The sequence below is a fragment of the Natronomonas sp. genome (assembly GCF_036625485.1).
Classification (GTDB): domain Archaea; phylum Halobacteriota; class Halobacteria; order Halobacteriales; family Haloarculaceae; genus Natronomonas.
Map to the genome: position 1 here is coordinate 25,600 of NZ_JAZKTR010000001.1, position 12,349 is coordinate 37,948.

Annotated in this window: 16 protein-coding genes; 13 read left to right on the plus strand and 3 right to left on the minus strand. The window is 65.0% G+C overall.

The genetic code is table 11. From position 1 onward, the window contains the following. Window positions 1-7 precede the first annotated feature (7 nt). From V5A53_RS00135 to V5A53_RS00165, 7 genes are all read left to right on the plus strand, one after another. Window positions 8-226: a YgaP family membrane protein gene (locus V5A53_RS00135; RefSeq protein ID WP_332311521.1), complete on the plus strand. Its 219-nt coding sequence runs from the start codon at window positions 8-10 to the stop codon at window positions 224-226. A gap of 1 nt (window position 227) precedes the next feature. Continuing rightward, complete coding sequence (locus V5A53_RS00140) at window positions 228-821, plus strand: class I SAM-dependent methyltransferase (protein WP_332311522.1); 594 nt, start codon at window positions 228-230, stop codon at window positions 819-821. Between the two features lie 122 nt (window positions 822-943). Next, entirely contained in the window at window positions 944-1,186 is a 243-nt protein-coding gene (locus tag V5A53_RS00145; RefSeq protein WP_332311523.1) for a sulfurtransferase TusA family protein, read from the plus strand. Continuing rightward, complete coding sequence (locus V5A53_RS00150) at window positions 1,183-2,325, plus strand: NAD(P)/FAD-dependent oxidoreductase (protein ID WP_332311524.1); 1,143 nt, start codon at window positions 1,183-1,185, stop codon at window positions 2,323-2,325. The genes V5A53_RS00145 and V5A53_RS00150 overlap by 4 nt, the downstream gene beginning before the upstream one ends. A gap of 2 nt (window positions 2,326-2,327) precedes the next feature. Next, window positions 2,328-2,984, plus strand: coding sequence for a DUF1641 domain-containing protein (locus V5A53_RS00155; RefSeq protein ID WP_332311525.1), 657 nt, complete (start codon window positions 2,328-2,330; stop codon window positions 2,982-2,984). A 243-nt stretch (window positions 2,985-3,227) separates the two neighbouring features. Next, window positions 3,228-4,346 carry an aminotransferase class V-fold PLP-dependent enzyme gene (locus tag V5A53_RS00160; RefSeq protein WP_332311526.1) on the plus strand — a complete coding sequence of 373 codons (1,119 nt, stop codon included), beginning with the start codon at window positions 3,228-3,230 and terminating at the stop codon, window positions 4,344-4,346. Window positions 4,347-4,641: 295 nt separating this feature from the next. Further along, window positions 4,642-5,154, plus strand: a complete 513-nt coding sequence (locus tag V5A53_RS00165; protein ID WP_332311527.1) for an ester cyclase — start codon at window positions 4,642-4,644, stop codon at window positions 5,152-5,154. 239 nt (window positions 5,155-5,393) lie between these two features. Here the strand turns inward: V5A53_RS00165 and V5A53_RS00170 are convergent, their stop codons facing one another. Both V5A53_RS00170 and V5A53_RS00175 read right to left on the minus strand, forming a co-directional pair. Beyond that, a complete protein-coding gene (locus V5A53_RS00170) occupies window positions 5,394-5,966 on the minus strand; it encodes a DsrE/DsrF/DrsH-like family protein (RefSeq protein WP_332311528.1) in 573 nt (190 codons plus the stop codon). A 2-nt stretch (window positions 5,967-5,968) separates the two neighbouring features. Then, entirely contained in the window at window positions 5,969-6,214 is a 246-nt protein-coding gene (locus tag V5A53_RS00175) for a sulfurtransferase TusA family protein (protein ID WP_332311529.1), read from the minus strand. 250 nt (window positions 6,215-6,464) lie between these two features. Between V5A53_RS00175 and V5A53_RS00180 the strand changes: the two genes are divergently transcribed. The 4 genes from V5A53_RS00180 to V5A53_RS00195 are packed head-to-tail and all read left to right on the plus strand — an operon-like array spanning window position 6,465 to window position 9,908. Then, entirely contained in the window at window positions 6,465-7,658 is a 1,194-nt protein-coding gene (locus V5A53_RS00180) for an MBL fold metallo-hydrolase (RefSeq protein WP_332311530.1), read from the plus strand. Window positions 7,659-7,666: 8 nt separating this feature from the next. After that, a complete protein-coding gene (locus V5A53_RS00185; protein ID WP_332311531.1) occupies window positions 7,667-8,224 on the plus strand; it encodes a YeeE/YedE family protein in 558 nt (185 codons plus the stop codon). Then, on the plus strand, window positions 8,224-8,682 hold the full coding sequence (locus tag V5A53_RS00190) for a YeeE/YedE family protein (RefSeq protein ID WP_332311532.1): 459 nt from the start codon (window positions 8,224-8,226) through the stop codon (window positions 8,680-8,682). The genes V5A53_RS00185 and V5A53_RS00190 overlap by 1 nt, the downstream gene beginning before the upstream one ends. A 41-nt stretch (window positions 8,683-8,723) precedes the next feature. Beyond that, complete coding sequence (locus tag V5A53_RS00195; RefSeq protein WP_332311568.1) at window positions 8,724-9,908, plus strand: inorganic phosphate transporter; 1,185 nt, start codon at window positions 8,724-8,726, stop codon at window positions 9,906-9,908. Here V5A53_RS00195 and V5A53_RS00200 read toward each other — a convergent pair. Beyond that, window positions 9,905-10,750 carry a universal stress protein gene (locus V5A53_RS00200; protein WP_332311533.1) on the minus strand — a complete coding sequence of 282 codons (846 nt, stop codon included), beginning with the start codon at window positions 10,748-10,750 and terminating at the stop codon, window positions 9,905-9,907. The genes V5A53_RS00195 and V5A53_RS00200 overlap by 4 nt on opposite strands. A gap of 261 nt (window positions 10,751-11,011) precedes the next feature. On the opposite strand from V5A53_RS00200, the gene V5A53_RS00205 reads away from it, so the two are divergent. Together V5A53_RS00205 and V5A53_RS00210 are read left to right on the plus strand one after the other, a co-directional pair. Continuing rightward, entirely contained in the window at window positions 11,012-11,176 is a 165-nt protein-coding gene (locus V5A53_RS00205) for a DUF7512 family protein (protein WP_332311534.1), read from the plus strand. After that, window positions 11,166-12,227 (plus strand): sulfite exporter TauE/SafE family protein, encoded by a 1,062-nt coding sequence (locus V5A53_RS00210; RefSeq protein ID WP_332311535.1) that lies wholly within the window; start codon window positions 11,166-11,168, stop codon window positions 12,225-12,227. Before V5A53_RS00205 ends, V5A53_RS00210 begins: the two co-directional genes overlap by 11 nt. Window positions 12,228-12,349: the final 122 nt, after the last annotated feature.

Sequence of the window (12,349 nt, forward strand, 5' to 3'; positions counted from 1 at the left end):
ATTGGGTATGGAGACCAATATCGGTTCCACCGACCGGATCGTCCGACTCGTGGCCGGCGTGATACTGGCGGGCCTCGGCCTCGCGAACTTCGCCGGTGTCGTGGAACTCGGCTACACCGTCGCCCTGATCGCCATCATCGTCGGGGCCGTCCTCGTCGGGACCGCCATGACCCGGATGTGCCTGATCTACCGGATCGCCGGCGTCGATACCTGCCAGACGCGGTAGGATGGAGCGGTTCCAGAACACGGGCCAACCCGACTGGGACTGGTGGGGTCGGCTGTGGCCGACGCCCGGGGAGACGTTGCGCCGACTCGGCGTCGAATCGGGCGAGTCGCTCGCCGAGGTCGGGTCCGGCAACGGCTACTTCGCGCTTCCAGCCGCCAGGATAACCGGCCCCGGAACGGTGTACGCCATCGACCTCGACGAGTCCCTGCTCGCGGAACTGGAAACCCTCGCCGACCGGCAGGGCATCGACAACGTCGAACCCCGCTGCTGTGACGCGCGGGCGCTGACGAACGACCTTCCCGAGGCCGTCGATACGGTCCTGCTGGCGAACACGTTCCACGGAATCGCCGACCCCGAGTCCTTCGCCGCAGAGGCGTTCAAAGCGCTTGCCTCCGAGGGTCGGTTCCTCGTCGTCAACTGGCACGACCGCTCGCGTGCCGAGACGACCGTTCTGGGCGAACCGCGCGGGCCGCCGACCGAACTCCGGATTTCACCCTCGGAGACGCGGGCCATCGTCGAGAACACCGCCCCGTTTTCGACGGTCCGTCGCATCGAATTACCGCCCTACCACTACGCGCTCTGCTTCGAGCGGTAGCGCGGTCGGTCCCTTCCGAAGGCCGTCCCCGAGGTCGCTGACTGGCCCGCGAAGCGTTGTTTCATTATCTTGGAATTAGAGTGCAATATTAATACGTCCCCGTCGAAGGTACACCTGTACCAATGACCGAGACCGATATCGAACCAACCGCGACCGTCGATGCCCGTGGCGCCGCCTGCCCCGGTCCCCTGATGGACCTCATCGGCAAGATCCGGGACGTGGAGTCCGGCGACGTCGTGCGACTGTTGAGCGACAACGAGCAGTCGCTGACCGACGTCTCCGAGTGGGCCGAGGAGGCCGGTAACGAACTCCTCACCGTCGAGGAACTGGAGGACCACTACGAGTTCTACGTGGAGAAAGCATGACCGAACACGTCGTCATCCTCGGTGGCGGGACCGGCGGGACCGTGCTGGCCAACGACCTCGCCGACCGACTCGACTCGGAGCTGGACGCCGACGAGGTCCGCGTCACGCTCGTCAACGACGGCCCGGACCACGTTTATAAACCGGTCTGGCTGTACGTCCCGTTCGGTCAGCGCGAACCCGAGGACGGCCGCCGGCAGCTTTCCGAACTCGTCGACGACCGCATCGACCTCCGCATCGACCGCGTGACCGACATCGACACGGACGCCCAGCGACTCCGGTGTCGCGAGGGCCGCTCGCTCGAGTACGACTACCTCGTCCTCGCGACCGGGTCGACGCTCGCCCCGGAGGAGATTCCCGGCCTCGAGGATGCCGGTCACGACTACTACAGCGAGACGGGCGCCGAACGGCTTCGCGATGAGTTGCTCTCCTTCACCGAGGGCCACCTCGTGTTGAGCGTCATCGGGACGCCGCACATGTGCCCGGCCGCGCCGCTGGAGTTCGTGTTCATGGCCGACGACTGGTTCCGAGAGCGCGGCCTCCGCGAGGACGTCGACATCACTTACACCTACCCCATCCAGCGGGTCCACGGCAACCCCAACATCGCCGAGTGGGCACAGCCGATCATGGAGGACCGCGATATCAATATCGAGACGTTCTTCAACGCCGAGGAGATCGACCCCGAGGCCCAAGCCATCACCTCGATGGAGGGGTCCGACCTCGAGTACGACCTCCTCGTGTCGATTCCGCCCCACCGCGGTATCGACCTCGTCGAGGAGGCGGGCCTCGGCGACAACGGCTGGGTCGACGTCGACAAACACACCCTCGAAGCCGAGGCCGCGGAGAACGTCTACGCGCTCGGTGACACGGCCGATACGGGCGTGCCGAACGCCGGCAGCGTCGCCCACTATCAGGCGGGCGTCGTCGCCCAGCGACTCGCCAGCGATATCCGCGGCCGCCCGGCGACGGCGACCTACGACGGCAAGACGCTGTGCTTCATCGAGACCGGCATGGACGCGGCCTCGTTCGTCGAGTTCGACTACGAGAACCCGCCGTCGCCGGCGCCGCCTTCCCAGAAGCTCCACTGGTCGAAGCTCGCGTACAACGAATCCTACTGGCTCACCGCGAAAGGGTTGCTCTGACCATGTCCGAGGAAACGCCCACAGCGGAGGCCGCTTCCGAGGAGTCGCCGCTCGAGGGGACCGAACTCGAGGAGGCCATCGCCGAGAACCCCGACGAAGTCGCCGAGTTCGTCCGCCGGCTGGACGCCGTCAACGAGTTGCTCGACGTGCTCGCACTCGGCGAGGGCGCCCTCACCGACGAGATGGTGCGGGATATGGCCGATACGACGGCGACGCTGGCCGAATCCGCCGATGGCATCGCGACCGACGAGACCATCGGGTTGGCCGAGTCGGTCGGCCAGAACGGCGCGGAACTGCAGGAGGCACTCGAATCGCTGGTCGTTCTCCAGCGGTCCGGTTCGCTCGACGAACTGGTCGAACTCGCGGAGGTCGCCTCGCTTCTGACCGCCGCACTCGACGACGAGATGGTCCGGTCGCTCGCCAAGACGGGCTCCTCGCTCGGCGAGGTCGCCGAAACGGCCGCCGACGAGGACACTCGGAACGGCCTCGAGACGGTCATGCAGAGCGTCGGCGACGCCGAGAGCGAGCCGCCGGAAAAGGTCGGCCCCCTCGGACTGGTGAAGGCCTCGCGGGACCCGGACGTCCAGTACGGCCTCGGGTATCTGCTCTCCATCGCGGCGGCCATCGGCCGCTCGCGTGCGGACGGTGTCGAACCGTAAGCGGCCGTTCGATTTCGTCTTCGGCTCGGTACGGTCGTCGTGGGGTGTCTCCGTCCGGTCGAGAGTCCGCCATTATAGTATTGTGTTATATTCCCAAAATTATTAAACACCCGAATCGTACCTCTCGATATGGCTATAGGTGAAACGGGTAGAGACAGTGCCATCCCGCTCGATGCGGGGTCGCTCGCGACCGTCACCGAACCGGTCAGTGTCCGTCTCGCCGAGTCCTCCCTCTAACGCAATATGAATCCAACAGAACTCCGGGCGGACGTGCCCGCACTTCAGGAGGCTGTCTACCTGAACTTCGGTGCCCACGGGCCGAGCCCCCGATACGTCGTCGAGGCCGCGAACGAATTCCAGCAGTCACACGAGTACCACGCCCCCGTGCGGGACGACCCCTACGGGGCAGCCTTCGAAGCGTTCGACCGCACCCGCGAGCGCGTCGCCTCGTTCATCGGCGCCGCGCCGGACGAGGTCGCGCTCACCGAGAGCACGACGGCCGGCATCAACGCGGTCGCCAACGCCATCGACTGGGAACCGGGCGACGTCGTCGTTCGGACCGACCTCGAACATCCGGCCGGCATCCTCCCGTGGCAGCGGCTCCGGGCGGACGGCGTCGAGGTTCGCGTGGTCGAAACCGAAGACGGCCGCCTCGACCCGGCGGACTTCGCCGAGGCCGTCGAGGGCGCGAAACTGGCCGTTTTCAGTGCGGTGACGTGGACCCACGGCACGCGGCTGCCCGTCGCCGAACTGGTCGATATCGCTCACGACGCCGGCGCCCGTACGCTCGTCGACGCCGTGCAGGTCCCCGGCCAGATGCCGATGGACGTCACCGAGTGGAACGCGGACGTCGTCGCCGCGGCCGGCCACAAGTGGCTGCTCGGGCTCTGGGGCGGCGGGTTCCTCTACGTCGACCGCGAGGTGGCCGAATCGCTCGCGCCGCGAACCGTGGGCTACCGGAGCGTCGAGACGCCGACCGCCGACCCCTACGAGTTCGCCGCGGGCGCGCGCCGCTTCGAGGTCGGGTCGGCCAACCCCGCGCCTCACGTCGCGCTTCGGGAAGCCATCGAGGTGATCGACGAGGTCGGCGTCGAGCGGATACAGCAGCGCATCCAGCGGCTGGCGGCCCGGTTCGTCGATTCGGTCCCGAGCGACGCCCTTCGGAGCCCCGAAACGCCCGAATCGGGACTGGTGACCGTCGACGTCGAGGACTCGGCCGCGACCGTCGAGCGACTCTCCAACGACGGCATCGTCATCCGGGCGCTCCCGGCGTCGAACGCGGTTCGAGCGTCGATCCACGCCGTCAACACGGCCTCGGAGGTCGACCGCCTCGTCGAGGCGCTCGCTCCCGAGTGGGAGTGAACGCGGGCGCTTTCTCCAGCGAGAATCGACGAGGAGGGTTCGGCTCTTCTGTTCTGCTGAATCTCTCCGAATGTGGCAGGGCTGGCGTGCTGGGTACAGGGAGCGGGTTCAGTAGATCAGTAACAATAGCATACCCTACGCCTGCTTCACCGTGTTATCGTATTCTCGTTCGCGTGTCTCGACGATAGTTCGAGCCTATACCGTGTATCACGCTCATAACAAAATACTGTAGTGACCAGTTCTTAGCCGGTACAGTGTCCTTCTCCGGCGAGGGACGTGTACCGGAGAGATACTGATGGCAATCACAGAGCAAACTCCGAAGCAATTGAAAGAGTACGAAGAGCGCTTCATCGACGAAGCGTGGAACAGCGGCAACTACGACATCATCGAGGAATCCGTCAGCGAGGACTACGTCGGCCACTGGTTCGACATAGAAGAGGGCGACGTTGACCGGGACGGCCTCGAGGCATTCATCCGGTCGGCCAGGGAAGGGTTCTCGGATTTCCACATGGACGTCGAGTTCATGGTGGCCGAGGATGACATGGTCACCGTCGGCTTCACTGTCGAAGGAACGCACGACGGCGAGTTCATGGGAATCCCTCCGACCGACGAGTTCGGGAGTTCCCCTGGTATCCTCGTCCACAAGATCGGCGAGGACGGCATGGTCGTCGAAGGTTGGGCTGTCTGGGACGCCCTCGGACAGATGCAACAGCTCGGCGTCGTGCCTGAATCGTTCACGCTTGCCTCCTTCCTCGAGACGGGAGCGAACTTGGCCAAGCAGGACGTGTTGAAACGCACGAAGAGATAGTAAACGCGGCACGAAGGAGTAGCCCCACTCCGAACGGGCTACCTTCTCGTGGTGTCGACATCGTTTTCAGCCTATTCGATTGTACGAGGGCGCCCCCTATCCAGCACGACTGGTGAAACGTATCGGGTCACGCCGACAGCACCTGTTGCTGGCCGGGGTCGGTTTCCGTCGAAAAACCGTCGTCGGCGCGATGAATGGGACAGAGGGGAGAACAGTCGGGATACTGCGAGCCGGGAGCGTTAGACGAGGAGCTGGATGTCGGCATCGGCCATGTCTTCGAGGGCCGTCGCCGCGCCGACGCCGGTGGTGACGCCGTCGTAGAAATTGTCCTCGTCGTAGTCCATCAGTTCGATGGTCATCTGACAGGCCTGGAACTCCACGCCCATGTCGAGGGAGGTCTCGATGAGCTCTTGGATGGAGGCCGTGTCGTTGTCCTCGATCCTCTTCTCCATCATCTTCGTCGTCATGCGGTCCATACCGGGGAGCGCGCCGACGATGTTCGGGACGGGCATGCTCGGGTTGCCGACCGAACTCAGCTGGAGGTTCTTGGACTTCTCCTCGTGGAGGATGTCCAGTCCCCAGAACGTGTGGAAGACCGTGACGTCGTACCCGAACGCGGCGGCCGTACTAGCGAGGATGAGCGGGGGATACGCCATGTCGAGCGTCCCCTTCGTCGCGATGATGCTCATCTTCTTTTGGTCGTCGCCCTCGGTGGCCTCGGCCAGCGATTCCTCGAGTTCGTCGATGCGCGCAGCCAGCTCCGCACGCGAGGGCATGTCGTCGGCCGACGCGTCTGGTGTGTCCGTACTCATGTTCACTCCGTCTTGCGGACGTAGTGTTTGTACACGTCGTCGCCTTCCTCCTGACCGATCAGCTCGACGCCGTCCGTCCCGGACGCCCAGCCGTCGATGTCGCTCATGCTACCGGAGTCCGTTGCCAGTACCTCCAGCACCTCGCCTTCGGCGAGGTCGTCGATTGCACCCTTTGTCTTGACGACCGGCATGGGGCACGATTCACCTTTCACGTCTAGCGTCTCCGCGATATCGTATTCAGCGCTCATGGTTTGTCTGCTCCGTTGGTCTGTATTGGAGCTATCGCACAATATCAGCCCCTTGTTTAAAAGAATGTTGGTTCTTGTACGTACCACAAACAACTATCCCTCCGGTTCTCGCGATTCAACGTCCCAGAGAGACCTTAACGCACGCACGACAAACACTAATTGTCCTTCAGACCTGAAGCTATATTGTGCGATTTATGGATTACTATGCAAACTCTTTAGTAGGTCCGTCCAGTACGAACGAGTGCACGACATGAACGCCGAAGATTTCCCGACTCCCGACGTCGAAGTCGAGTCGATCGAACCGGAAGCGCTGAAGGACCGCATCGACGCCGGCGAGGACGTGACTCTCCTCGACGCGCGTATGGAATCCGATTACGAGGAGTGGCGCATCGACGGTGAGAACGTCACCTCGATCAACATCCCGTACTTCGAGTTCCTGGAGGACGACCTCGACGAGGACGTTCTCGAACAGATCCCCGAGGACCGCGAAGTGACCGTCCTCTGTGCGAAAGGCGGCGCTAGCGAGTACGTCGCGGGCACGCTCGCGGAACGCGGCTACGACGTGAACCACCTCGAGGACGGCATGAACGGCTGGGCCAGCATCTACGAGGCCGTCGAGGTCACCGACTACGACGGCGCCGGCACGCTGCTGCAGTACCAGCGTCCCTCCTCGGGCTGTCTCGGATACCTGGTCTACGACGACGGCGAAGCCGCCATCGTCGACCCGCTCCGGGCCTTCACCGACCGCTACCTCGAGGACGCCGAGGAACTCGGCGTCGAACTGAAGTACGCAATCGACACCCACATCCACGCCGACCACATCTCCGGCGTGCGCAACCTCGACGAGGAAGGCGTCGAAGGCGTCATCCCCGAGGCCGCAGTCGACCGCGGCGTCACCTACGCCGACGAGCTGACCACGGCCGAGGACGGCGACACCTTCGAAGTCGGCGACGCCACCATCGAGACCGTCTACACGCCCGGCCACACCACGGGCATGACCTCCTACCTCATCGACGACAGCCTGCTGGCGACCGGTGACGGGCTGTTCATCGAGAGCGTCGCCCGCCCCGACCTCGAAGAGGGCGACGAGGGCGCACCCGACGCGGCCCGGATGCTCTACGAGTCCCTGCAGGAACGCGTCCTGACGCTGCCCGACGACACCCTCATCGGTGGCGCCCACTTCAGCGACGCCGCCGAACCCGCCGAGGACGGCACCTACACCGCACCCATCGGCGACCTCGTCGAGGAGATGGACGCCCTGACGATGGACGAAGACGACTTCGTCGAGCTCATCCTCTCGGACATGCCGCCCCGCCCGGCCAACTACGAGGACATCATCGCGACGAACCTCGGGCAGAACGCCGTCGACGACGACGAGGCGTTCACGCTCGAACTCGGACCGAACAACTGCGCCGCGAGCCAGGAATCCCTCGCGGGTGACTAACACCGCCGATGGTGACTGATCTACTCGTCTTCCAGCTGGCCGCCGAGCTGTTCCCCAACGGGATCAGTCGCTACGCCATCGGCGGCCTGCTGGTCGGTCTCGGCGCGGTCGTGATCTACGTCGGCACGGGCATCCCGGCCGGCGCGAGCACGTTCCTCGAGTCGACGCTGTCGTACGTCTCGGACCAGTCGCGGTTCCAGCGATACGTGGGCTCCCGCGACTGGCGCGTCGTGTTCACGCTCGGCATCATCCTCGGTGCCACGCTGTTCGCGGCGACGGTCCAGTCCGGCGTCATCACGACGTCGCTCTACGAGGCCGGAACGACCGGCCAGACCTACGAGGTCGCCGGCGTGACCCTCTGGCTGACCGACGTCCAGCCGTGGCGGCTGTTCTTCGGTGGCATCCTCGTCGGGATCGGTACCCGAATCGGGAAGGGCTGTACGTCCGGCCACGGCGTCTGCGGCGTCGGTTCGGCCTCGAAGACGTCCCTCGTCGGCGTGGCGACGTTCCTGCTGGTCGCTATCGGAACCGCACAACTGGTCGCAGCGCTGGGGGTGAGCCCGTAATGGCGGACCGACATCCCCTGTTCAAGCCGCTGATCTTCGTCGGCGGCCTGATCTTCGGGTTCGGGCTCGGCTTCAGCCACATGGCGCGGCCCGAGGTCGTGCTGAACTTCCTGAAGTTCGAGGACTTCGGACTGCTGTTCGTCATGTTCGGCGCGGCCATCGTCTCCGGGATCGCCTTCGCGGTGATGCCCCGGATTCGAGACACTGCGCCGCTGACCGGCAGCAGGTACGAACGGCGCCTGAAGCCGTTCGACAAGAACGTGCTGATCGGTGGCGCGATCTTCGGTGTCGGCTGGGGCCTCTCGGGCATCTGTCCCGGCGCGGCCTACGCCAGCCTCGGCGTCGGCAACGTCACCATCCTCTGGGCGCTCGCCGGCATGTTCGTCGGCGCGTACGCGCAGGGCTACTGGCGAAGCCGGACGGCTGACACCAGCCGCACCGCTACCCGCGCGGACTAATCCGCCATCTTCACGTTCTACTAACTGTCGCATTCTAGATGATGGACTCGTCAGTAATCGCTCTACTTCTGGTCGCCGGTCTCGCGAGCCTCTTTATGGCGTGGGTCATCGGCGCCGGCTCCAGCGGCGCGACCCCCTTCGCGCCCGCGGTCGGTGCCAACGCCATCTCGACGATGCGGGCGGCCTTTGTCGTCGGCATCTTCGGGTTCGCCGGCGCGGTCGTACAGGGCGCCAACGTCTCCGAAGCCGTCGGCCGCGGCCTCATCGGCGGGGTCAGCCTCCCGGCTTCGGGCGTCATCATCGTCCTGCTGATCGGGGCCGGCCTCATGGCCTTCGGCATCAAGACCGGCTATCCCATCGCCACGGCCTTCACCGTGACCGGGTCGGTCATCGGCGTCGGCCTCGCCCTCGGCGGCACGCCCGTCTGGCCGAAGTACCTCCAGATCGGTGCCGTCTGGGTGTTGACGCCCTTCGTCGGTGGCGGCCTCGCCTACGGCATCGCGAGCGTCCTCCCGCGGGCCGACGTTCCCGAACGCTACAGCGTCGCCCTGCTCGCGGGGCTCGTGGGGGCGGTTCTGGCGAACGTCAACTTCGCCTATCTCGGCCCCGGGGACTCGATGGGCTCGCTTGCAGGACTCGCCCAGCGGACGCTCGAGGTCGACGGACTGGCGGTACCGGTCGCCGTCTCGTTGCTCGTGGCGGCGTCGGTCGCCCTCTTCGTCTCGTGGGACATCTCACGGGATATGAGTGGTGGACTGCGGCGGGTCCTGCTGGCGCTCGGATCGCTGGTGGCCTTCTCCGCCGGCGGGAGTCAGGTCGGCCTCGCGGTCGGCCCGCTGCTCCCGCTCTTGGACGACGTGGAGATGGTCCCCGTGATGGCCGTCCTCGTCGGCGGTGGCCTCGGCATGCTCGTCGGGTCGTGGACGGGCGCCCCACGGATGATCAAATCCCTGTCGCAGGACTACTCGTCGCTGGGGCCGCGCCGCTCCATCGCCGCGCTGGTTCCGTCGTTCCTCATCGCCCAAGTGGCGGTCCTGCTGGGCGTGCCCGTCTCGTTCAACGAGATCGTCGTCAGCGCCATCATCGGCAGCGGGGCGGCCGTCGGCGGCGGCGACGCTATCGACTCGAACAAGATCCTCAAGACCGTCGGCGCGTGGGCGGGGTCGCTCGCGCTGGCGTTGGTGCTCGGCTACGGCGTGACCGTCCTGCTGCCGGTCGTTTCCTAAACCGCCCGCGGCGGCGGAACGAGGAAGACGTTCCCCGCCGCTCCCGCAACGATTTCCTCAGAGACGCTTCCCAGCAGGAGCCGTCGGATGCGGCTTCGTCCCCGTGACCCGACGAGCACCGTCGATGGCGTTACCGCTTCCTCTACCGCGAGGATCTCGTCGGCGGGGTCGCCCTGCCGGACCTCGATTCGCGTCTCGATGTCCCAGTTCTCGAGCGTGCTCGCACGCTCGGCCAGCCGCTCGCGTGGGTCGACCTCGGCGTCGGCCTCCTCGTCTTTCGGCGAGCGGACGTGGACGAGCGTCGCTTCCTCGGTCGCATGGCGGAGATACGAGAAGGCGGCGAAGGCGCGTTCGGCGTTCTCCGAGAAGTCCGTCGCAAAGAGGATTCGCTGAAAGAGGTGTTCCCGGAGGACGTCGGGGTCGTCGGCCGCCCGTTCGACGCGGTTGACCAGAAGCGGGACGACGGTCGTTCGTGCGAGGTTGCGGGCGGTCGAGCCGATGATACGGTTCTCCAGCGGGCTTTTCCCCCGCGAGCCGACGACCGTCATGTCGACCTGTACGCTTTCGGCGATGCCGTTGATACGGCGATAGGGCCTCCCGCGAACGACGTGGGTCTCGACGTCGAACCCCGCGGCTCCTATCACCTTCCGATAGCGGTCCAACGCCCGCCGACGTCGCTCGTCGAAGTTCACGCCCGGCATCCCCGAGTGGACGTTCGACGGGACGACCGTCACGAGATGGATCGTATCGACGCCGATACGGCCCAGACACTCGAGGCAGGTCTCGTTCTCGACGGCAGCCTCACTGGCGGCCGACAGGTCCGTCGCACACAGTACCCTCATACACGCCCGTTCATCGTCAACGAATAACACGGTTTTGATTGGCAGTTGTCAATGTGCGGTACGATCGAGGGCTCGACTCCCGTGCGTACCGGTTTTCCGCCTGTATGTTTTCCATAAGTTATCGATAGTCCAAGGGAGGTTACGGAAATATAGTATTGTGCGATACTTCCAAAACCGTTATAAGAATAGGTCTGATAGGAGGTATTGAACAGAAATGTACCAACGCCGAATTACCGCGTTCGGATATCAGAGTGAGAAGCAATGGCAGGACTAGAAGTACCAACATGGGACCCGGAAACGGCCTTGATCATCGGCACGATTCTGCTGGAAGCGGTCGTGCTGTACGTCGGCTACGGTGTTCTCGAACGGATCTTCGGGGCCCGCCTGATGAAACTCCTAATGGGAGGTGAAGAGAATGCTCAATAGCGTACTCAGTGGACTCGGAATCCTGAACTCGAGCCCCGAGATGCTGGCCCTGTTCGTCGGGTTCGGCCTCGTCGTGGGTATCCTGTTCGGGTTCTTCGGTATGGGCGGATCGTTCCTCGTTACGCCGGCCCTGCTGATGCTCGACTACGAGCCATCGGTCGCCGTCGGTAGCGGGATGGCGTTCGTCTTCGGGACGGCCGTCATCGCGACCCTGAAACACCGCGACCTCGGACAGGTCGACTACAAACTCGGCATCATCATGATCACCGGGACGACCATCGGTATCGAGGTCGGACGCGCCAGCGTCTACTACCTCCAGTCGCTGGGACTCGCCGGTGGCGTCATCAGTGTCGTGTACGTCGTCCTGCTCGGTGGCGTCGGGGCGATGGTCACCCGCGACGCCCTCAAGGGCGAAGGCGGCGGCGTCGACCACGAGGCCGCCGACCCCGACAAGGACCTCAGCGAGTACGAGATCCCCGACATCGCCAAGACGATCCAGCAGACGGTTCGCATCCCGCCGATGGTGACGCTCCGTGGTGACGTCCGCGTTTCGGCGTGGGTCATCACGGCCGTCGCCTTCGCGACCGGCGTTCTGTCGGGCTTCCTCGGCGTCGGTGGCGGCTTCATCCGGATGCCCGCGATGATGTACGCCATCGGCGTCCCGGTGCCCGTTGCCGTCGGGACGGACCTCTTCGAGATCGTCTTCTCCGGCGGTCTCGGGAGCTACCTCTACGGACAGGGCGGCGGCGTCAACCTCGGTATCGTCGTCCCGCTGCTGTTCGGTAGCGCGCTCGGTGCCCGTATCGGTTCCGCCGCGACCGCCGTCGTTGAATCCGACGGTATCAAGATCTACTTCGGCGGCATGCTGCTGGTCGGCTCCATCGCGGTCGGCGTCGGCGAGGTCGGCTCCTATATCGGCAGCCCGATCCTCGAGACTGTCGGGCTGGGACTCGTCCTCGGCGCGGCTGTCCTCGTCGCCGCGGCGATCATCTATACGACGATCGCCGCGCTGCGCACGACGCGCAAACAGCAAGCAACCGTCGCGGACTGATCTTTTTCGCACGCCGGAACGCCCTCGCTTGCGTTCGGACGTGCGTTTATATCGGCTGGACACCGCGTAGTCTCCCGAGCAGACGGCACGGCGCTCGCGTTTCGTCGCCGTATGACGCTCCA